This window comes from Frigoribacterium sp. PvP121 (assembly GCF_017833115.1).
GTDB lineage: Bacteria > Actinomycetota > Actinomycetes > Actinomycetales > Microbacteriaceae > Frigoribacterium > Frigoribacterium endophyticum.
In genome coordinates, this window is the sequence record NZ_JAFIBR010000001.1 from 1,379,207 (window position 1) to 1,400,206 (window position 21,000).

Below are 21,000 nucleotides of genomic sequence, written 5' to 3' on the forward strand. Positions count from 1 at the left end.
CGGCCCGCGCCTCCTCGTCACCGGGGAGGCGCGGGCCGTGTCGTGCGCGCCGGCCCGGTCAGCGGGTCGGCGGCTCCGGGTCGGCCGCGAGCTGCGCGCCGCGGACGGCGTCGTGGGCGGACGGGCCCTCGGTGGCGCTGCGGCCGCCGCGGGCGCCCCGCTCGCCGCCGAGCAGGAGGTTGAGGGCGATCGCGACGATCGCCCCGGCGCTGATGCCGGAGTCGAAGACCAGGGTGAACCACGACGGGAACCGCTCGTAGATCGTCGGCGACACCGTCGGCAGGAGGCCGACGCCGACGGCGAGGGCGACGACGAGCACGTTCCGGTCGGTGAACCGCACCGTCGAGAGGGTGCGCACTCCGCTCGCCGCGACGATGCCGAAGAGGGCCACACCGGCCCCGCCGAGCACGGCGAGCGGCACGGCCTCGACGACGGCGCCGAGCTTCGGCACGAGCCCCAGCGCGATCAGCATCACGCCGGCGCAGGTGGCGACCCAGCGCGACTTGACGCCTGTGATGCTGACCAGCCCCACGTTCTGCGCGAACGCCGTGTACGGGAAGGTGTTGAACACCCCGCCGAGCACGGTGGTGAGCCCGTCGGCGCGGAGCCCGTCAGCGAGGCGACGGGGCGTCAGCGGCCGGTCGACGATCTCGCTGACGGCGACGATGTCGCCGGTGGTCTCGGTCATGATCACGAGGCCGACGATGAGCATCGAGATGACCGCCGCCGCCGGGAAGGTGGGCAGCCCGAACTGGAACGGCGTCGAGAAGCCGACCCACGGCTGCTCGCCGACGCCGCTGACGTCGACGAGGCCGAGCGGCACGGCGGCGAGCGTGCCCACGACGAGCCCGAGCAGGATCGACAGGCGCCCGAGGGCCGGCGGGGCGAAGCGCTCGATCAGCACGATGACCGCGAGGGTGCCCGCCGCGAGGGCGACGTTGACCGGCGGGGCCCCGTCGGTCGCGCCGTCGATCACCCAGCCGCCGGCCACGCTCATCAGCGACAGGCCGATGACGAGGATGACCGTGCCGGTCACGAGCGGCGGGAAGAACCGCACGAGCTGCGAGAAGACGGGGGCGATGGCGAACATCATCAGCCCGCACATGATCACCGAGCCGTAGATGGCGCCGACCCCGTGCTCGGTGCCGATGGTGATCATCGGCCCGACCGAGGCGAAGGTGCAGCCCTGCATCAGCGGCAGGCGGGCGCCCACCCGCCAGAACCCGACCGACTGGAGCACCGCGCCGATGCCGGCGACGAAGAGGTCGGCCGTGATCAGGTGCGGCAGGGCGCCGGGGTCGAGCCGCCCGGCCTCGATCAGGGCGGTGCCGATCACGAGCGGCACCGCGACGGCGCCCGCGTACATCGCGAGCACGTGCTGCAGGCCGAGCGGCAGCAGGCGGCGGAGCGGAGGCACCTCGTCGACGGGGTGCCGCGGCCCCGTCGGACTCGTCGTCGTCGCGCCCACGACGGTGGCGGGGGCGGATCGGGGGTGGTCGCTCATGCTGCTCCTCGCTGGGCCCCCGGCGGGGCCCCCTGACAGCTTGGCGTGCCCCGGGGGCCGCGCCGCGCCTCTGCCCTGATGTTTCACATGACCGTAACGCGGGAGGCGTGGGTCGCCCCCTACAGGACGATCGCGTCACGCGCCCAGATCGCTTAGCCCACGTCGTGCTCCAGCACCAGTTCTCGGCGAGACGTAACAGCGAACGCTCAGGCGTGGTTCAGTGGTCGGAGCGGCTGACCCGGCCGCTCTCGCATGTCGCAGACATGACAACATCAAGGAGAACACCATGATCGGCCTCATCATCAGCCTTCTCGTCATCGGGCTCATCGCCGGTGCCGTCGCTCGCCTCGTCGTCCCGGGCAAGCAGAACATCTCGATCCCCATGACCATCCTGCTGGGCGTCATCGGTTCGTTCGTCGGTGGCTTCCTCGCCTACCTGCTCTTCGGCAGCGACAACGCGGACGGCTTCTTCCAGCCCTCCGGCATCATCGGCTCGATCATCGGCGCCATCATCGTCCTCGTGATCTACATCCAGGTCACCGGTCGTCGCAGCCGCCGCTAGGCAGCAGCAGCACGGGCTCGGCCCGTCGCGCACCGAGGGCCCCGGCACCAGCCGGGGCCCTTCGTCGTACCCCGACGCCGCGGTCGCACCGGGGCGGGGGAGCAGAGTGGCCGCATGATCATCGTCACCGGACACCTGCTCGTCGACCCGGAGCTGCGCGACGACTACCTCGCCAGCCGTGCCCCCGAGATCGAGGCCGCGCGCGTCGCGCCCGGCAACCTCGACTACGCCCTCTCGCCCGACGTCGTCGACCCGGCCCGCGTCAACGTCGCCCAGCGCTGGGTCTCGGAGCAGGCGCTCGACGACTTCCGCGGCGAGGGCGCGTCGGAGGAGGACGAGGCCGAGGCCGAGGTGCGCGAGTCGCACGTGCACGACTACGCGCTCACCGGGCCGGAGGAGCCGTCGCTCTCGCCGGACGGCGACCTGGTCTGAGCGGGCCGCCCTAGTCGGTGCCGTCGATCCCGCCGAGGCGCTCGAGCACGCCCGTGAGGATCGTGCCGGCGGGGTCGGGCAGCACGTGGTGGTTGAGGTAGATGCCCTCGAGCCACGAGAGCACCTCGTCGGCGGGCATGCCCACCGCCTCCCAGTCGACGCCGGGCACGGCCCGGGTGACGGGCTGCTCGGTGCCGGGCCGCAGCCAGGCCTCGGCGATGGGGGAGTCGGGGGTGCCGTCGGCCTCGGCCGTCCAGAGCAGGGCGATCGGGTGCTCGCGGTCGTCGTCGACGCCGTGGTCGAGGGCGCCGTGCACCGACTCCTCGACGTGGTCGTGCTCGACGTGGCCGGCGCCGAGCCACGGCAGGGTGAGCAGCTCGCCCTCGATGTCGACCTCGATCAGGTCGAGCTGCGTGGGCTCCTCGACCTCGCAGACCCAGAGGGTCAGGCCGGCGTCGTGCCAGGCGGCCGCGTCGTCGACGTCGTCGAGCAGGTCGGGCACGAGCTGGTGGAAGTCGGAGAGGAGCGCCGACGACCAGTCGAGCAGCTGTCGTGTGTCGTCGCCGTTCCAGGGGCTGACGTCGGTGTCGTCGCCGCTGAGGTCGTGGAAGTGGTGCTCGATGCCCGTGGGCGCGGTGTCGAGGTGGATCTGCCCCGTGCCGAAGCCGACGTAGAGCGTGCTCTGCTCCGTCTCGTCGTCCCACTCCGCGAAGAGGTTCGGCGCGCCGAGGGTCGTCGGGAGGGGCAGGCTGGCCGCGCGCCGGGTGCCGAGCGCGAAGACGGCGCGGAACCGCGTCGTCGGGAGTCGGAGGCTCATGTCAGTCACGGGGTGGTGGTCCAATCTCGATCGGCTCCACAGTACGGCCTCCCCGGCGCCGGACCGCCCGCCGCGAGCGACCGACCGTGCGGGGCCTGGTCGAGCCGCGCCAGGGCGTGCAGCGCCTGCACGTTCCCAGGGGGCTGTCGGCGGGGGCCCCTACCGTTCTCCCTCATGGACGACCCTCCCTCCCACATGCCCTGGCCCTTCCCGGCCCTGACCGCCTCGGCGGCCGCACCACGGGGGGAGGGGCACCATGAATGAGTGGGTGATGCTGGGCATCGGTCTCGTCCTCACCGTCGGCACCGGCCTGTTCGTCGCGTCCGAGTTCTCGTTGGTCAACCTCGACCGCAACGACCTCGAGAAGCGCCAGGAGAGGGGCGAGAAGCGCCTCGGCCCGACCATCAAGGCCCTCCGCATCACGTCGACCCACCTCTCCGGCGCGCAGCTCGGCATCACTCTGACGACGCTCCTGACGGGCTACACGTTCGAGCCGGCGATCAGCTCGCTGCTCGAAGGCCCGCTCACCGGGCTCGGCGTGCCCGAGGCGGTCGTGCCCGGCATCGGCGCCGTCGTCGGCATCCTCGTCGCGACCCTCTTCTCGATGGTGATCGGCGAGCTCGTGCCGAAGAACTTCGCCCTCGCCCTGCCGCTCGCCACGGCCAAGCTCGTCGTGCCGTTCCAGGCGGCCTTCACGACGGTCTTCAAGCCGGTCATCCTGCTCTTCAACAACACGGCCAACGCGGCCATCCGCCGCATGGGCATCGAGCCGAAGGAGGAGCTCTCGGGCGCCCGCTCGGCCGAGGAGCTCAGCTCGCTCGTCCGCCGGTCGGCGCTCGAGGGCGTCCTCGACGACGACCACGCGACCCTGCTGGGCCGCACCCTGCGCTTCTCCCAGCACGACGCCGTCGACGTGATGACGCCTCGCGTGCGCATGACGACCGTCCGGGCCACCGACACCGCCGCCGCCGTGGTGGAGGCCTCGCTGAGCAGCGGGTTCTCGCGGTTCCCCGTGATCGGCGACGACTCCGACGACATCCTCGGCGTCGTGCACGTCAAGCAGGCGTTCGCCCTCCCCCTCGAGGAGCGCGACGAGGTGCTCGTGTCCTCCCTCGTCTCCGACGCGCGCTTCGTGCCCGAGACGATGGGCACCGACACGCTGCTCGGCCTGCTCCGCCGCGACGGCTTCCAGATCGCCGTCGTCACCGACGAGTTCGGCGGCACCGCCGGCCTGGTGACCCTGGAGGACCTCGTCGAGGAGATCGTGGGCGAGCTGGAGGACGAGCACGACCGGGCGCGCGTCGGCATCGTCCGCTCGGGCGGCACCGTGCTCTTCGACGCCGCGCTCCGCCCCGACGAGCTGCACGACCGGGCCGCGATCCGCGTGCCCGACGACGGCGACTACGAGACGGTCGGCGGCTTCGTCACCGAGCGGCTCGGGCGGCTGCCCGAGGTCGGCGACGAGGTGGAGGTCGAAGGCGGCGCCCTCCGCGTCGAGCGCGTCGTGGGCCAGCGCACCGAGCGGCTGCGCTTCGTGCCGCGGGCGGACGACGACGCGACCGGCCCGGCCGGCTCGACCCGCGCCTCCGGCCCCGCCACCCCCGCCGAGAGCCGCGGCCGCGCCGACCGCGCGGAGCACGACCGCATCGCCACCGCCCTCCGAGAGGACATGACCCATGAGTGAGTACCTGCCCGGCATCGTCTGGCTGGTGGTGCTGCTCGTCGTCAACGGCTTCTTCGTCGGCGCCGAGTTCGCCGTCATCAGCGCCCGTCGCTCGCAGATCGAGCCGCGCGCCGAGGCGGGCAGCAAGGCCGCCAAGACGACCCTGTGGGCGATGGAGCACGCCACGCTCATGCTCGCGACCAGCCAGCTCGGCATCACGGTCTGCTCGCTGGTGATCCTGAACGTGTCGGAGCCCGCGATCCACCACCTGCTCGAGATCCCGCTCGGGCTGACCACGCTGTCGGCCGAGGCCATCGGCGTCGTGGCGTTCGTCATCGCCCTCGTGCTCGTGACCTTCCTGCACGTGGTGGTCGGCGAGATGATCCCGAAGAACCTCTCGTTCTCGGTGCCCGACCGGGCCGCGCTCATCCTGGCCCCGCCGCTCGTCGTCGTGGCCCGCGTGTTCAAGCCCGTCATCTGGTCGCTCAACGGCATCGCCAACGGCGTGCTGCGGCTCTTCGGCGTGACGCCGAAGGACGAGGCGACCAGCACCTACACGCTCGACGAGGTCGCCGGCATCGTGCAGCAGTCGACGCGCGAGGGCGTGCTCGACGACGCGTCGGGCACCCTCAGCGCTGCGTTCGAGTTCACGACCCGCAAGGTCCGCGACGTGGAGGTGCCGGTGGCCGACATGGTGCGGCTCGCCCCGGCGGCGACCCCCGCGGACGTGCAGCGGGCCGTCTCGGCCCACGGCTACTCGCGGTACGTCCTCACCGACGCCGACGGACAGCCCACCGGCTACCTGCACCTCAAGGACGTCATGGACCTCACCACCCCGGAGTCGTTCGACGCCCCGGTGCCCGAGAAGCGCATCCGCCGACTCGGCGCCGTCTCGCACGACGCTGATCTCGAGGACGCCCTGGCGGCCATGCGCCGCAGCGGCGCCCACGTGGCCCGCTCCGTGCGGGCCGACGGCACCACGACCGGCGTGCTCTTCCTGGAGGACATCATCGAGGAGCTCGTCGGCGAGGTCGACGACGCGACGACGGTCTAGGCCGCGACCGGCCCCGGCCCGCCCCCGCGCGCCGGGGCGGGCCGCTCGCCCGGCAGCTCGTGGAGGGCCTCGGCGGCGAGCTCGGCGGTGATCGGGTCGCCGTCGAGCGTGGCGTGCCGCAGCAGGCGGTACTGCTCGGCCATGCCGGCCCAGTTCAGCACCTGGACGATGTTCGGCAGGCGGAGCTTGTAGGCGAGGCCGTCGGTCACGTCGCGGCAGACCCGCTGCAGCGAGGCGTTGCCGCAGTGGTCGACGTAGGTCGAGAAGAGCGCCACCGTGTGGGCGTTGAGCGCGGGGCCGTCCTCCGCGTCGAGGTCGGCGAGGCAGGCGTCGATGCCGGCCACGATCTGCGCGGTCACGCCCGCCGAGAGCAGGGGGACGGCCAGGCGCACGGCGCCGCCGAACAGGACGCCGAGCGTCTGGACCGCCTCGATGGCCTCCTCGGCGCGGGGGGTCGCGACCCGGGTGTAGCGGTTCGGCGCCATCTCGACGAGGCCCGCGCGCACGAGGTCGCCGAGCGCCTCGCGGATGGGGGTGCGCGACACCTGGAGCCACGCGATCAGCTCGTCGTCGTGCAGGCGCTCGCCCGGCTCGAGGGTGCCGTCGACGATCGCGTCGCGGATGCGCGAGCGCACCGTGTCGCGCAGCAGCTGACGCTCGGCGGCGGGGGGGGAGGTGGGGATGGGCACGGCGGTCTCCGTTCGGCACGAGGTCGGTACGGCACGACCCTATCGGAGAAGTGTCACATACCAGTCCGTCGTCCGGGGGAGCGGCGGCTGTGGACGGCGGCCCCGTCACGCACGAGACCCGCCCGGCCCCGAGGGGGCGGGCGGGCCTCTCCTGGCGTGCGCACCGTGTCGGGTCAGGAACGCGACGCGCACGGACCGGTGCACCGCGCCTCCCGGGGCCCTCGCGGGTCAGGAGGCGCGGGTCGTCACTTCGAGGCCGGGGCGGTCTCGCTCGGCACGTGCTGCGAGCCGACCTCGACGCCGTGCGAGGAGCGCAGCGTCTCGATGGTCGTCTCGATCTCGGCGTCGCGCTGCTCGTCGCTCCAGTCGAGGGCGCGGCCCAGGACGTCGGCGATCTCGGTGAGCAGCTCGATCGTCACGCCGCCGACGAACGCGAGGTTCGTGCGGCGCAGCACGACGTCGGCCAGGTGGACGGCGTCCTCGTGCTCGGCGAAGTAGGCGATCTCGGCCTCGGTGAGCTCGGGCTCGCTGGCGAGCGGCTGCGACGGCTGGTCGAGCAGCGTCTCGATGACGCTCTCGGCACGGGTGCCGTAGCGCGTCAGCAGGCGGTCGACCTGGTCGCGGTCGAGGCCGTCGGCGTGCGCCGCGACCCACGTCGTGCGGGCCGCGTCGGTGGTCGGGAAGCCCGCGCCGCCGCCGATCGCCATGCCGGTGGTGTCGACGGTGCGCTCGACGCCCAGGCGCTTCGTGGCCTCGGTCGACAGGTGCGCCGAGAGGGCGCGGAAGGTGGTCCACTTGCCGCCGACCAGGCTCAGCACGGTCGAGGTCAGGCCCGCGATGGGCGTCTCGACGATGCGGTAGTCACGCGACACGAAGCCGGGGGCGGTGTCTTCGTGACGGGGCAGCGGGCGGATGCCCGAGTAGCGGTAGACGATGTGGTCGCGGCCGAGCTCGATCTGCGGGAAGACGTGCTTGACGAGGTCGAAGAAGTAGTCGACCTCCTCCTCGGTGCAGACCGCGGGCTGCGACGGGTCGGCGTCGATGTCGGTCGTGCCGATCAGCACCCGGCCCTTGAGCGGGTAGATGAGCACGATGCGGCCGTCGTTGTTCTCGAAGAAGATCTCGCGGCCCTTGGTGGCCTCGAGCAGCTCGGCGTTGTCGACGACGATGTGCGAGCCCTTGGTGCCGCCCATGTACGCCGACTCGCCGCCGAACGCCTGGTTCGTGAGGTCGGTCCAGGGGCCGGAGGCGTTGATGACGACGTCGGCCTGCACGACGAACTCGGTGCCGCTGACGACGTCGCGGAGCAGCACGCCGCCGTCGCGCTGACCGACGGCCTCGACGTAGTTGGCGCTGCGGGCGCCGGTGCCGACCGCGAGGCCGTCCTTCAGCACGTCGAGCGCGAGGCGCTCGGGCTCGTGGACCGACGCGTCGTAGTAGGTGCCGGTGTACTTGACGCCCTTGTTGAGGGCCGGCATGTCGTTCAGCGCGGCCTTGCCGGTGCGGAACACGTGGCGGGGCACGGAGCCGCCGTCGCGCGAGAAGGAGTCGTACAGGGTCATGCCGACCTTGATCAGCAGCGCGCCGCGCTCCTTGGTCGAGCGCTGCTTGTGCGTGAGCATGCGCAGCGGGGCGTTGAGGATGCCGGAGAACGTCGAGAAGATCGGCATCGTCGTCTGCAGCGGCTTCACGTAGTGCGGGGCGATCTTGAGGAGGCCGTTGCGCTCCTCGACGCTCTCGCGGACGAGGCGGAACTCGCCGTTCTCGAGGTAGCGGATGCCGCCGTGGATCATGTGCGACGAGGCGGCCGAGGCGCCCGAGGCGTAGTCGTTGCGCTCGACGAGGACGACGTCGACGCCCTGGAGGGCGAGGTCGCGGAAGGTCGCGATGCCGTTGATGCCCCCTCCGACGATCAACACCTTCGCGGTCGGGCGGTCGATGATCGCGGCGACGTTCTTGCGGATGCTCTGTGTCTTCTTCGACTCGGTCACGGGGTCTTCTTCCATCTGGGGGTGGTGGCGGGGCGGGTGGACGCACCGTCTCGCCGGTAACCTCATGGTCGACCCCTCGGAGCGAGGGTGCAACGTATCTGCACACATGTGCACGGAGGTGCTCGTGGCCGAGCTGACGACGGCGGAGAAGACCCAGGAGGCGCTGCGTGCGGCGCACCTCTACTACATGCAGGACCTCACGATGGAGGCGATCGCCTCGGAGCTGGGGACGTCCCGCTCGTCGGTCTCGCGCCTCCTGAAGTCCGCCCGCGAGTCGGGGCTGGTCGACATCCAGATCAAGTCGCCGCTCGACCAGGCGACCGCCGTCGCCGAGGGGCTGCACCGACGCTTCGGCGTGGTCGCCCACGTCGTGCCGGTGCCCGACCAGACGAGCGACGTCGACCGGCTCGAACGGGTCGCCCTGTCGGCTGCACGAACGATCACGCCGTACGTCGACTCGAACATGGTCATCGGGGTGGCCTGGGGCTCGACCCTCAGCGCCGTGAGCCGGTCGCTGGTGCCGAAGCCCACGCACAACTCGGTCGTCGTGCAGCTGAACGGCGCCGCGAACACGCGCACGACGGGCATCGAGTACGCGAGCGAGATCCTGCGGCGCTTCGGGCAGGCGTACACGGCGGCGATCCAGCAGTTCCCGGTGCCGGCGTTCTTCGACGACCCGGCGACGAAGCGCGCCCTCTGGCGCGAGCGGAGCACGAAGCGCGTGCTCGAGCTGCAGGCGTCGATGGACCTCGTCGTCTTCGGCGTCGGCTCGCGCGACGCGCGCGTGCCGAGCCACGTCTACTCGGGCGGCTACCTCGAGCAGAGCGACCACGACAGCCTCGACGCGGACCACGTCGTCGGCGACGTGGCGACGGTCTTCTACCGGGCCGACGGCTCGTCGACCGACATCGAGCTGAACGCGCGCGGCACGGGGCCCGACCTCGCGACCGTCCGCCGGGCGCCCCGGCGGGTCTGCGTCGTCGCCGGCGAGGCGAAGGTCGCGGGCGTGCGCGGCGCCCTCGCGGCCGGCCTGGCGACCGACCTCATCCTCGACGAGGGCACGGCGCGGGCGCTGCTCGCGAGCTGAGGCGGGCGCGCGCCGACGACCCGGCCCGGAGGGCGGAGGAGCCCCGAGGAGGCGCGCCCGCAGCGCCGACGACACGCCGACGTGAGAGACCCTTGCGTCTGGAGCTGTGCGTCCCCCATGATGGGGACGCTCCGGGGCCCACCCCACCTCGGAGTGAGCGCTCACCCGAACCTGCGATGCACGATCGCCGCGCACCCGTCCCGCCCCACGGCCCCCGGTCGTGGTGCGTCGGCGCGTGCCCGGGCGGTCGGTCGCCGCGCCTACCCGAAGGCACCCCACCGCCATGCCCGGTCGTCCCGTCACGCCCTCTCCCGACCCCGCCGCCGTCGCCCCGTCCCCGCGGGCGCACGGCCGACGCGCCGCCCGCCGCCGCGGCGCCTCCGCCCCCGGGCGCACGCGCGCCGTCGTCGCCCTCGCCGCCGTGGTCGCGCTCGCCGGCGCGGCCCTGCCGATCCAGGCCGCCACGGCCGCGGCCGACACGACGCCGCCGTCCGCGCCGAGCAGCCTGAAGGTCAGCTACAGCGGCGGGGTCGGCAGCTCGCTGAGCTGGGGCAAGGTCTCGGCCGGCGACCTCGCCGGGTACCGCGTGTACCGCTCGGCCACGTCGTCGGTGTCGACGTCGTCGACCCTCGTCGCGAGCCCCACGACGCCGTCGGCGGTCGACGCGACGATCACGGGTGGGGCGAAGGCCTCCTACGCCGTGGCCGCGGTCGACCGCTCGGGCAACGTCTCGAAGCTCTCGAGCGTCAAGTCGGTCACGGCGACCGACACGACGAAGCCCTCGTCGCCCGCGAAGCTCAAGGCCGCAGTCTCCGCCGCCGGGGTCGCCCTCGACTGGGCCGACGCGACGGAGCCCGACGTCGCCGGCTGGACGGTCACCCGCACCGCCTCCTCCGGCGGCTCCGCCGTGCAGCTCACCAGCTCGCCGGTCACCAGCTCGCAGTTCACCGACGCCCAGGCCCCCTCGGGCGTGAAGTCGACGTGGCGCGTGACCGCCGTCGACCACAGCGGCAACGTGTCGTCGGCCACGACGGTCAGCGCCACCCGCCCCGCGGGCCCCGCCGTCGTCCCCGCCGCCCCGACCGGCCTCGCCGTGAAGCTCAGCAGCGCCGGCGTGCCCACCGTCTCGTGGTCGGCCACGCCGGGCGCGACCGGCTACGTCCTCTCCCGGGGCGCCGCGGCGTCCGGGCCGTGGGTGCGCGTGCCCACCTCCTCCGCGACGGCGACGAGCGCCGTCGACGCCGCCGCCCCCGCCGGGGCGACGTCGTGGTGGTCCGTCGTCGCGACGAACGCCGCGGGGCAGGGCCCGGCGGCCGTCGTCAGCGCCGCCGTCCCCGGCGACACCACGCCGCCCCGCGCTCCGTCGAGCCCGAAGGTCGTCGTGCTGGCGACCGGAGGCGTGACGGTCTCGTGGACGGGCGGGGGCGAGGCCGACCTGGCCGGCTACACCGTCACGAAGCGGAACGGCGACGAGGTCTACGTGCCCCACCTCCCGGCGGGCGGGCAGGGCGTCCTCGTGGCGCCGACCTTCACCGACCCGACGGTCGCCGAGGGCGACACCGTCTATTACCGCGTGCGCGCCGTCGACCGCTCGGGCAACGCGTCGTCGTACCTCGCCGTCACGGCGAAGTCGCCGAACGTCGCTCCGGGTGCTCCGGGATCGCTGAAGGTCGCCGCCGGCCCGACCGCCGGCCTCGCGCTCTCCTGGACGGCCCCGAAGGACCTCGACCTCGCCGGCTGGGCCGTGTCGCGCAGCGTCGCGGGCGGCACCTGGACCCTGCTGGCGACCGTCCCCCTCGACGCGGCCGGCGCCTCCCCCCGGTTCGTCGACACCAGCGCCCCCCAGGGAGTCGCGGCCTCCTACCGCGTGACCGCCCAGGACCGCGTCGGCAACGTCTCGAAGGCCAGCGGCGTCGTCACCGCGACCTCGCGCACCGCCGCCGTGCCGCTGCCCGTCGTCCAGACGGTGCTGACCGTCGGGCCGCAGGGCACCTACGCCACCGTGGGCGCGGCGCTCGCGGCGATCCCGCGCGCCTCGCTCGACGCGTACCGCGTCGACGTCGCCCCGGGCACGTACGACGAGTCGTTCGAGATCTCGCGCCCGAACGTCCAGGTCCACGGCACCGGGGCGACCCCCGGCGACGTCGTGATCCGGTCGGCCCGCGCCTCGGGCAGCACCGACCCCGACGAGCCGGAGTCGACGCTCGGCACCGCCGGCAGCGCCGTCGTGCTCGTCACCGCCGCGAACGTGACCCTCGACCACCTCACCGTGGCCAACACCTTCGACGAGGCCGCGAACCCGCAGATCACCAGCGCCCAGGCCGTCGCCCTGCGCGTCGAGGGCGACCGCTTCGTCGCCGACACCGTCCGCCTGCTCGGCAACCAGGACACCCTGCTGGCCGACACCCCGAAGCCCACCACGCGCATCCGCCAGTACTACGTCGACAGCTACGTCGAGGGCGACGTCGACTACGTCTTCGGCGCCGGCACCGCGGTGTTCCAGCGGGTCACCTTCCGGTCGCTGGACCGGGGCAAGGCGAACAACGGCTACCTCACCGCCGCGAGCACCGACACGGGCAGCAAGTACGGCTTCCTGATCACCGACAGCAAGGTCGTGAGCGACGCCGCCGCCGGCACGGTCAACCTCGGCCGCCCGTGGCACCCGAGCGCCGACCCCGACGCGCTCGGCTCGGTCGTCGTCAAGGACACCTGGCTGCCCCGCGCGATCGACGCGGCGGCCCCCTGGGACGACATGTCGTCGACGAACTCGTCGGGCGTCAAGGTGCCCTTCTCCTGGAAGGACGCCCGCTTCGCCGAGAGCGGCAACACCGGCCCCGGCGCCGGCACGAACGAGAACCGTCCGCAGCTGACGGCCAAGGAGGCCGCGGCGGCGACGCCCGAGAAGTACCTCGCCGGGAAGGACGGCTGGGACCCCGTCCGTGCCGCCTCGACGGCGCTGCCGGCGACCCCGACCGACGTCGTCGCCTCGCCCGACGCCCGCGTCGTGCACCTGAGCTGGAGCGACGACGCCTCCGCGGCCGTCACCGGCTGGCAGGTGCTGCGGGCCGACGAGACCGGCCCCTTCGTGCCGGTCGCCACCGTGGACGCCCCGACCTGGAGCGACACGACCGTCAGCACCGGCTCGACCTACCGCTGGGCCGTCGTGGCGCTCTCGCGCGCCGGCGCCGTGTCGGCGCCCTCCGCCGAGGTGACGGCGCTCGTCGCCGCAGCCCCGCTCGTCACCGACGTCGTCGTCGACCCGGCGGCCCCCGCCGACGGCGTGACGCGCTTCACGACGCTCCGCGACGCGCTCGCCGCGGCCCCCGCGGGCACGGCCACCGACCCCACCGTCATCTCGCTGGCCGCGGGCCGCTACGCCGAGTACGCCACGATCAGCAAGCCCCACACGATCCTCGTGGGCGCCACCGGCCAGGCCGGCGACGTCGTCATCACCGGCGACCGCGCCGCGGGCACGCCGACCGGCACCACGACGAACGGGGTCGCCGACACCTACGGCACCTCGGGCAGCGCCACGCTCGTCATCACGGGCAACTCGGTGCAGCTGCGCGACCTCACGGTCGAGAACGCCTACGTCGAGGGCACGTACGCCTCCGGCCAGGCCGTCGCCCTCCGCACCACCGGCGACCGCCTCGTGTACGAGAACGTGCACCTGCTCGGCAACCAGGACACCTGGTACGCCAACAGCCCGTCCGCCGGCGTGACGGCCCGCTCGTACTTCCACGGCGGGTACGTCGCCGGCGACGTCGACTTCGTCTTCGGGCGCGGCACCGTCGTCATCGACGACTCCACCCTCGCGGCGCTCGACCACGGCACGTCGCCGAACGGCGCCGTCACCGCGGCCAGCACCGACGTCTCGCAGCGCTTCGGCGTGCTGATCACGGGCAGCCGCATCGTCGGCACCGCCCCCGACGGCTCGCAGTCGCTCGGCCGCCCCTGGCAGCCCGGCAAGGCGCAGGCCGACGGCACGAGCGTCGCCGACTCGTCGGCGATCGCCCAGGTCGTCGTCCGCGACACCTGGCTCGGACCGGTGATCAGCTCGACCCAGACCTGGACGAACATGGTCAACAGCGGCGTCACCACCACCTGGCAGAGCGCCCGCTTCGCCGAGCACGGCAACGTCGGGCCCGGCAGCGGCACCTCCGCCACCCGCCCCCAGCTCACCGACGACGAGGCGCGCGGCTACACGGCCGCGACCTACCTCGCGGGCAGCGACGGCTGGGACCCGGTCGCGACGCCGCGCCCCGACGTGGCGCCCCTCGCCGTGGCCGGCCTGGTCGCCAGCCCCGACGAACAGCGCGTCGGCCTGTCGTGGACGGAGTCGATCGAGGCCGACGTCACGGGCTACCGGGTCTACCGGTCGACCGGTGACGAGCCCGTCGCCGTCGACCCGGCCCAGCTCGTCGCCGAGGTCGCGAAGCCGACCTTCGTCGACACGGGCCTCGTGAACGGCACGGCCGTCCACTACCTCGTGGTCGCCGTCGACCGGGCCGGCACGTCGTCCGCCGCGGCCGCCGTCACCGCGGTGCCCGCCCCCGCGCCGCTGGTCGCCGACGTCACCGTCGCGGCCGACGGCTCGGGCGACGTCACGACCCTCCAGCAGGCCCTCGCGGCCGTCCCCGCCGGTACCGCGACGAAGCCCTCCGTGGTCGTCGTCGAGCCCGGCACCTACCGCGGCGTGGTCTCGTCGTCGAAGTCGAACCTCGTCATCGCCGGCAGCACGGGCGAGCCCCGCGACGTCGTGCTGACCTTCGACAACGCCAACGGCACGCCCCGCTCCGCCACCACCTGCCCCGCCGTCGTCGCCGCCACCTGCGGCACCGCGGGCAGCGCCACCGTCACCCTGTCGGGCGCCGGCGTCCAGGTGCGCGACCTGACGATCAGCAACACGTTCGACAAGGCGGAGCACCCCGAGATCGGCACCTACAACACGCAGGCCGTCGCCCTCCGCGCGACGGGCGACCGCCAGGTCTACCGCGACGTGCGCCTCCTCGGCGTGCAGGACACCCTCAACGCCGACGCGTCCGGCAACATCACCGCCGACGGCAGCGGCTACCCCCGCCAGTACTACGTGGACAGCTTCATCGAGGGCAACGTCGACTTCGTCTTCGGGCGGGCGACCGCGGTCCTCGACCGGACGACGATCCACGCGACCGCGCACGGCGGGGGCACGATCTTCGCGCCGAGCACCGCCAGCAAGGCCCGTGGCTACCTCGTGGTCGACAGCCGGATCGCCAGCGACGCCGACGAGACGTTCGCGCTCGGCCGGCCCTGGCGCTCGTGGAGCGACGGCGCCTACGGCGACGTCTCCCGCGGCCAGACCGCGCTGGTCGACACCTGGATCTCGGACGGCGTCTCGACGTCGCAGCCCTGGGTCGACTTCGCCCCGAACGTCTGGACCGACGGCCGGTTCGCCGAGCACGGCACGACGGGCCCCGGCGCCACGGTCAACGACAAGAGGCCGCAGCTCAGCGCGACGGAGGCCGCCGCCGCGACGCCGTCGGCCTGGCTCGCCGGCACCGACGGCTGGGACCCGACGCTCGCGCCGGTCGCCGACGTCGCGCCCACGGCCCCCGTCGGCCTCACCGCCGCGGGCGGCAGCGGCCAGGCCGTCCTCACCTGGGACGAGTCGACCGAGGCCGACGTCGTCGGCTACCGCGTCCAGCGCGACGGGGTCGAGGTCGGCACGACCACGACGCAGGGCTTCACGGCCACGGGCCTGACCAACGGCACGGTGACCTCGTTCACCGTCACGGCGGTCGACGCCTCCGGCGCCGAGTCGGCCCGCAGCGCGGCCGTCGCGGTGACGCCGGCGCAGCGCGTCGACGCGGTCGTCCAGGCCGGCGGCCCCTACCCGACGCTCCAGTCGGCGGTCGACGCCGCCACCGGCTCCGGCCCCTGGGTCGTCCGGGTGGAGCCCGGCAGCTACGTCGGCAGCACGACCATCGCGCGGTCGAACGTGACCGTCCTCGGCGGCGGGGCCAGCGCCTCCGACGTGACCCTGACCAGCAGCACGTCAGCGCCCGCCCTGTCGATCACCGGCTCGGGCGTGACGGTGCAGGGGCTGTCGGTCGAGAACACCTCGGGCGCCTCGAACGGCCCGGCCGTCTCGATGACCGGCGACCGGGTGCTCCTCACCGGCGTGGCGCTGAGCGCCGTCGACCGCGCCGTCTGGGCCGACGTGCCCACCGCCGGCGCGACCAGCCGACAGATGATCGAGTCGTCGACGGTCCGCGGAGCGAGCAACGTCCTGCTCGGCCGGGCGTCGCTGGTGGTGCACGACACGACCATCACGCCGACCCGTACCTCGGGCACCGTGCTCATCCCGTCGACCACCGCGGTCGGCGGACGGGGCTTCCTCGTCGTCGGCTCGACGATCGCCCCGGCGGCCGGGGTCACCGACGTGCGCCTCGGCGGCCCGTACGCCCAGGGCACGACGACCGCCGCGAACGCGCCCCAGGCGATCATCCGCGAGACCGTGCTGGGCACCGGCGTCAAGTCGTCGCCCTGGCAGGACTTCAACGGGTACGCCTGGACGGCGGCGCGGTTCGCCGAGTTCGGCAACACCGGGCCCGGCGCCGTCGTGGCCGCGACCGCGTCACGGCCGCAGCTCACGCCCGCCGAGTCGGTCACCGCGACCGTGTCCGCCTGGCTGGGCGCCGCCTCCTGGTACCCCGCCGTGGCCGACCCGGCTGCTCCGGCCGACGCCACCGCCCCGGGCGCGGCCACCGCGCTGACCGCCGTCGCGGGCTCGCGGTCGGCGACCCTGGGCTGGACGGCGCCGGCCGACGCCGACGTCGTCGGCTGGTCCGTCCACCGGGCACCCGGCACGACCGTCACGCCCTCGGCCGCGAACCTCGTCGCCTCGGTCGGGCCGGTCACGAGCTGGAGCGACACCGGCCTCACCGACGGCCAGCCGTACACCTGGGCCGTCGTCGCGGTCGACGCGGCGGGCAACCGCTCCGCGCCGGCCACCGTGACGGCGACGCCCGCCACCGCCGTCACGCCGGTCACCCCGACGGAGCCGGTCGACCCGGGGGCCGTCGCCCCCGTCGCCCCCACGGCGGTCACGACGACGCTCGGCAAGGGCTCGGTGACCGTCGGCTGGGCCGCGAGCACCGCCTCCGACGTCACCGGGTACGACGTGGTCCGCAGCTCGGCCTCCGCCGGCTCGGCCGTCGTCGCCTCGCTCGGCGCCGACGCCACCCGGTTCGTCGACCAGACGGTCGTCGTCGGCACCGCCTACTCGTGGTCGGTCGTCGCGAAGGCCGGAGGCGCGGTGTCGGCCCCCTCGGCGGTCGCCTCCGCGACCCCCGTCAAGGTCGACTACGTGGTCGCCGCCGACGGCAGCGGCGACGCCACGACGCTGCAGGGCGTGCTCGGCCAGGTCGACGCGGCCGGAGCCCTGGTCGCGGCGTCGCCGGGCCTGCTGCCGAACAACGCCGACTACACGACCCAGGGCGGCCGCACCGTGCTGGTGCTGCCGGGCGCCTACTCGGGCCCGGTGGTGAGCGGCAACCGCTACGGGGTGACGATCGTCGGCGCGACGGGCGACCCGGACGACGTCGTGGTCACCGCCCCCGGGGGCGCCGTCGCCGCGATGACGATCTCCGGGCCCCAGTGGACCCTGCGGGCCCTCACGCTGAAGAGCGTGGCGAGCACGCCGGGCGCACAGGCGACCGCGCTGCAGGTGAAGTCGGGCGACAAGCAGGTCGTCGACCACGTGCGGCTGCTCGGCGACAAGCAGACGCTGCTGGCCTCCACGGCGAACACGTCGACCTTCAGCCGCGTCTTCGTCACGGGGTCGTACCTCGAGGGCGGGGCCGACCTGGTGCTCGGCCGTGCCGTCACGGTGATCGACCACAGCACCGTGCACGTGCTCGACCGGCCCGGGGCCTCGCTCACCGACTCCTCGGTCTCCGCGGCGTCGCCGTTCGGGTTCCTGGTCACCGACAGCACGATCGTCACCGACGGCGCCGCCGGGACGATCTACCTCGGCCGGCCGTACTCGACGCAGGGCAAGGCGCAGGTCGTCGTCCGCGACACCGTGCTCGGGTCGGCCGTCGCGGTCGACAAGCCGTGGAACGACTGGGACGCCGTGACGACCTGGACGGCCGGCCGGTTCAGCGAGTACCGGAACACCGGCCCCGGCGCCGTCGTGACGACGCCCGCGACCCGCCCGCAGCTGAGCGACGAGGCGGCGGCCGGCATGACGGCGGCGGCGTACCTCGCCGGGACGGACGGCTGGGACCCGACGCGGCGCTGAGCCCGGCGGCGCGCCGGTGGGCGGCGCCGAGCCCGGCGCGGGCTCCGGGGGACACCGTCCCGGAGCCCGCGCCCAGTGGCCCGGCGTAGACCGGGAGGGTCATCACACGAGGCCCGCCCGGCGGGCCACCGAGGAGGAACCCCCATGGCAGACACCGATCTCACCGGTCGCCGCGTTCTCGCGATCGTCACCAACTACGGCGTCGAGCAGGACGAGCTCGTCGTGCCGACCGAGGCGCTGCGGGCGGCCGGCGCCACCGTCGTCGTCGCGGCCCAGTCGACCGGCCCCGTCGAGACGCTCGTCGGCGACAAGGACCCGGGGCAGTCCGTCCGCCCCGACACCACCATCGAGGAGGCCTCCGCGGCCGACTACGACCTGCTGCTCGTGCCCGGCGGCACCATCAACGCCGACACGCTCCGCCAGGACGACGCCGCGGTCGCCCTCGTGAAGGCCTTCGCCTCGGCCGGTGCGCCCGTCGCGGCGATCTGCCACGGGCCGTGGCTCCTAGTCGAGGCCGACCTGCTGAAGGGCAAGGAGCTCACCTCCTTCGCCTCGCTCCGCACCGACGCGACGAACGCCGGCGGCAGCTGGGTCGACCGCTCGGTCGTCACGGACGTCGAGGGCGGCTTCACGCTCGTCACCTCGCGCACGCCCGACGACCTCGACGACTTCGTCGGCGCCGTCCGCGACGCGTTGACGACGGAGCCCGCGGGCGCCTGACGCCCGGTCGCCCCGGCCACGACCACGGCCCCGCCCGCCCTCCGGGGCGTGCGGGGCCGTCGCCGTGCCCGGCAGGTGGAGGAGGGACGGGCCGAGACGTGCTTTGATCGACGGGACGCTCGGAGCCGAGCGGGTGATCGGGAGGAGACCGGCGTGAAGTGGTCGAGGAGCCCCCGGGGCGACGCCGCCGAGCCCGCCCCGGTCGACCCGGTCGCCCTCGAGCGCGCCGTGGGGGAGGGCCTGCTCATCGCGCGGGCCGCCGCCGTCGTGTCGGTCGCGAACCGCATCGTCGTCAGGGCGCTACGCGACGACGACGTCTTCGACCGTGACGAGACCGCGGAGGCGGTGGGCCGGACCCTGCACCGGCTCGCGGAGGAGCAGCGCTACCAGAACAAGCGCATCGAGGCCGCCCGCGCGAAGACCAAGGGCAGCCGCGGCCGCTCCCGCCACCAGCACGACTACCGCAGCGCGGACGACGCGACCCTGTGGTTCCGCGAGAACACCTACGTCGCCGTGGCCGACCGGCTCGACGCCCTCCGTTCCGACCGTGACTACGTCGACGGGATCGTCGCCTCCGCCGTCGAGCGCGCCTGGGCCGACGTCGGCTCCGCCGTCGTGACGCGCGTGCGCGCCGCGGGCGCCGTCGACCCCGCCTACGAGGCCGAGCGCGACGAGCGGCTCGCCGGGCTCGGCGACGACCTCGCCGCGCTGGGGGAGGCGCGGCGCAGCCCCGACGACCGGGGCTGACCGGCCGCTCGACCCGCGACTCCCCGCGCCCCCGTCCGGGGGCTTGCCGGCGGGGCCCGCCTCGGCCAAGATCGAACGTCCACGGTCAGGCCCCACCCCCGCCCGGTCCGCCACCCTCTCTCCCGTCACCCGGGGACGGAGCTGCCGCATGTCCTTGATGCACCGAGCCGTCCGAACGGTCGCCCGCGGGCGCTACCGCGTCGTCGACGACCTCCTCACCACGCCCCGCCCCGACGACGCGCCCTCGGCGCACGCGCCGGGCACCGACCCCGACCGCGTGCTCGTGTTCGGCAACGGCCCCGCCGTCGGCTGGGGCGTCCGCAGCCACGACCTCGCGCTGCCGGGGCACCTCGCCCGCCGGCTCTCCGCCCTGACCGGGCGCGGCGCCGACGTCGACGCCCTGGCCGACCCGCACGTCACCGTCGCGACCGCCCACGAGCTCGCCGCGTCGCGCCCCCTCCGCGGCTACGACGCCGTCGTCGTCGTGCTCGGCATGAGCGACGCCCTCCAGCTGCTGCCCGGGCACCGCTGGAGCAGCCACCTCTGCGCCCTGCTGTCGCAGCTCGAGCAGGCCACCGACCCGAGCTGCCACCTGCTCGTGGTCGGCATCCAGGCCCCGAGCTCGGTGCAGAAGTTCGGCGCCGCCCGCGGCGGGGCGGCCGACCAGCAGGCCGACGTGCTCAACCGGCTGTCGGCCGACCTCTGTGCGGGGCGCGAACGCCTGCACTTCCTGCTGCCGCCCGTGCCCTCCACGGGCGCCGACGACCAGCAGGGCCGCCCGGGGGCCGCCCCGACCGGCGCGGGCGACCGCCGCGGCCAGGTGCTGCGCTACGGCGCCTGGGCCGCCGACCAGGCCGCGCTGCTCGCCCCCCTGATCGACCGCGAGCTCGAGCGCGGCGCCACGGCCCGTCGTGCCCGGCACGCCCCTCAGGACGCCGAGGCGCAGCTCGCCGCCGTCCGCGCCCTCGGCCTGCTCGACACCCCGCCCGAGAAGCGGTTCGACGACATCGTCGAGCGCGCGCGCGTGCTGCTCGGCGGGCAGGGCGCGTCGTTCGCGCTGATCGACGAGGGCCGCCAGTGGAACAAGGCCGTGTCGGGCCAGATGCGCGTCGAGCAGCCGATCGCCGACTCGTTCTGCGCCCACACCGTGCGCGACGGGCAGGCGCTCGTCGTGCCCGACGCCTGGGCCGATCCGCGCTTCGCGCACCACCCGTCGGTGCGCTTCTACGCGGGCCACCCGATCGAGACGGCCGACGGCGTGCGGGTCGGGGCGCTCTGCGTCACCGACGTCGTGCCGCGCAGCGCCGAGAGCGTCGACCTCGTGCTGCTCCGCGAGCTGGCGCTGCAGGTGCAGCGCGAGCTGCAGGACCTGCCGGCTCGAGCGCCCTCGGCGTGAGCTGGGCTGATCGGGGTACAGTGCGTCCCCCGATCCGGGCGGCCGGGCCCCTAC

Annotated in this window: 13 protein-coding genes; 9 read left to right on the forward strand and 4 right to left on the reverse strand. The window is 74.2% G+C overall.

Features of this window, described 5'->3' with window-relative positions; translation table 11 throughout:
• Positions 1–58 precede the first annotated feature (58 nt).
• Positions 59–1,504: a nucleobase:cation symporter-2 family protein gene (locus JOE43_RS06495; protein WP_209516037.1), complete on the reverse strand. Its 1,446-nt coding sequence runs from the start codon at positions 1,502–1,504 to the stop codon at positions 59–61.
• A gap of 286 nt (positions 1,505–1,790) precedes the next feature.
• Between JOE43_RS06495 and JOE43_RS06500 the strand changes: the two genes are divergently transcribed.
• Both JOE43_RS06500 and JOE43_RS06505 read left to right on the forward strand, forming a co-directional pair.
• Positions 1,791–2,066 (forward strand): GlsB/YeaQ/YmgE family stress response membrane protein, encoded by a 276-nt coding sequence (locus JOE43_RS06500; RefSeq protein WP_056052552.1) that lies wholly within the window; start codon positions 1,791–1,793, stop codon positions 2,064–2,066.
• 114 nt (positions 2,067–2,180) lie between these two features.
• On the forward strand, positions 2,181–2,498 hold the full coding sequence (locus JOE43_RS06505) for a putative quinol monooxygenase (protein WP_209516052.1): 318 nt from the start codon (positions 2,181–2,183) through the stop codon (positions 2,496–2,498).
• Positions 2,499–2,508: 10 nt separating this feature from the next.
• On the opposite strand, the gene JOE43_RS06510 is transcribed toward JOE43_RS06505, so the two are convergent.
• Positions 2,509–3,315: a hypothetical protein gene (locus JOE43_RS06510; RefSeq protein WP_209516055.1), complete on the reverse strand. Its 807-nt coding sequence runs from the start codon at positions 3,313–3,315 to the stop codon at positions 2,509–2,511.
• A gap of 256 nt (positions 3,316–3,571) precedes the next feature.
• On the opposite strand from JOE43_RS06510, the gene JOE43_RS06515 reads away from it, so the two are divergent.
• A complete protein-coding gene (locus JOE43_RS06515) occupies positions 3,572–4,999 on the forward strand; it encodes a hemolysin family protein (protein ID WP_209516058.1) in 1,428 nt (475 codons plus the stop codon).
• Positions 4,992–6,032, forward strand: coding sequence for a hemolysin family protein (locus JOE43_RS06520; protein ID WP_209516061.1), 1,041 nt, complete (start codon positions 4,992–4,994; stop codon positions 6,030–6,032). Before JOE43_RS06515 ends, JOE43_RS06520 begins: the two co-directional genes overlap by 8 nt.
• On the opposite strand, the gene JOE43_RS06525 is transcribed toward JOE43_RS06520, so the two are convergent.
• Positions 6,029–6,721: a GntR family transcriptional regulator gene (locus JOE43_RS06525; RefSeq protein ID WP_209516064.1), complete on the reverse strand. Its 693-nt coding sequence runs from the start codon at positions 6,719–6,721 to the stop codon at positions 6,029–6,031. The two genes, JOE43_RS06520 and JOE43_RS06525, sit on opposite strands and share 4 nt — an antisense overlap.
• 245 nt (positions 6,722–6,966) lie before the next feature.
• Positions 6,967–8,712, reverse strand: coding sequence for an FAD-dependent oxidoreductase (locus tag JOE43_RS06530; protein ID WP_374072866.1), 1,746 nt, complete (start codon positions 8,710–8,712; stop codon positions 6,967–6,969).
• A 124-nt stretch (positions 8,713–8,836) separates the two neighbouring features.
• On the opposite strand from JOE43_RS06530, the gene JOE43_RS06535 reads away from it, so the two are divergent.
• The 5 genes from JOE43_RS06535 (at position 8,837) to JOE43_RS06555 (ending at position 20,946) form a co-directional block, all read left to right on the forward strand.
• The gene (locus tag JOE43_RS06535) at positions 8,837–9,799 is read left to right on the forward strand and encodes a sugar-binding domain-containing protein (protein ID WP_354555055.1); all 963 of its coding nucleotides are present in this window, start codon (positions 8,837–8,839) and stop codon (positions 9,797–9,799) included.
• Positions 9,800–10,082: 283 nt separating this feature from the next.
• On the forward strand, positions 10,083–18,083 hold the full coding sequence (locus tag JOE43_RS06540; RefSeq protein WP_209516073.1) for a pectinesterase family protein: 8,001 nt from the start codon (positions 10,083–10,085) through the stop codon (positions 18,081–18,083).
• A gap of 144 nt (positions 18,084–18,227) precedes the next feature.
• On the forward strand, positions 18,228–18,803 hold the full coding sequence (locus JOE43_RS06545; RefSeq protein WP_056052581.1) for a DJ-1/PfpI/YhbO family deglycase/protease: 576 nt from the start codon (positions 18,228–18,230) through the stop codon (positions 18,801–18,803).
• Positions 18,804–18,956: 153 nt separating this feature from the next.
• Positions 18,957–19,550, forward strand: coding sequence for a hypothetical protein (locus JOE43_RS06550; RefSeq protein ID WP_209516077.1), 594 nt, complete (start codon positions 18,957–18,959; stop codon positions 19,548–19,550).
• A gap of 148 nt (positions 19,551–19,698) precedes the next feature.
• Complete coding sequence (locus JOE43_RS06555; RefSeq protein WP_209516080.1) at positions 19,699–20,946, forward strand: GAF domain-containing protein; 1,248 nt, start codon at positions 19,699–19,701, stop codon at positions 20,944–20,946.
• The last annotated feature ends 54 nt before the right edge of the window (positions 20,947–21,000 follow it).

Excerpts from the sequence above, each read along its gene's own strand:
- JOE43_RS06510 (WP_209516055.1), bottom strand. The coding sequence starts at position 3,315 with ATGAGCCTCCGACTCCCGACGACGCGGTTCCGCGCCGTCTTCGCGCTC.
- JOE43_RS06555 (WP_209516080.1), top strand. The coding sequence starts at position 19,699 with ATGTCCTTGATGCACCGAGCCGTCCGAACGGTCGCCCGCGGGCGCTAC.
- JOE43_RS06500 (WP_056052552.1), top strand. The coding sequence starts at position 1,791 with ATGATCGGCCTCATCATCAGCCTTCTCGTCATCGGGCTCATCGCCGGT.
- JOE43_RS06545 (WP_056052581.1), top strand. The coding sequence starts at position 18,228 with ATGGCAGACACCGATCTCACCGGTCGCCGCGTTCTCGCGATCGTCACC.
- JOE43_RS06540 (WP_209516073.1), top strand. The coding sequence starts at position 10,083 with ATGCCCGGTCGTCCCGTCACGCCCTCTCCCGACCCCGCCGCCGTCGCC.
- JOE43_RS06495 (WP_209516037.1), bottom strand. The coding sequence starts at position 1,504 with ATGAGCGACCACCCCCGATCCGCCCCCGCCACCGTCGTGGGCGCGACG.
- JOE43_RS06505 (WP_209516052.1), top strand. The coding sequence starts at position 2,181 with ATGATCATCGTCACCGGACACCTGCTCGTCGACCCGGAGCTGCGCGAC.
- JOE43_RS06520 (WP_209516061.1), top strand. The coding sequence starts at position 4,992 with ATGAGTGAGTACCTGCCCGGCATCGTCTGGCTGGTGGTGCTGCTCGTC.
- JOE43_RS06515 (WP_209516058.1), top strand. The coding sequence starts at position 3,572 with ATGAATGAGTGGGTGATGCTGGGCATCGGTCTCGTCCTCACCGTCGGC.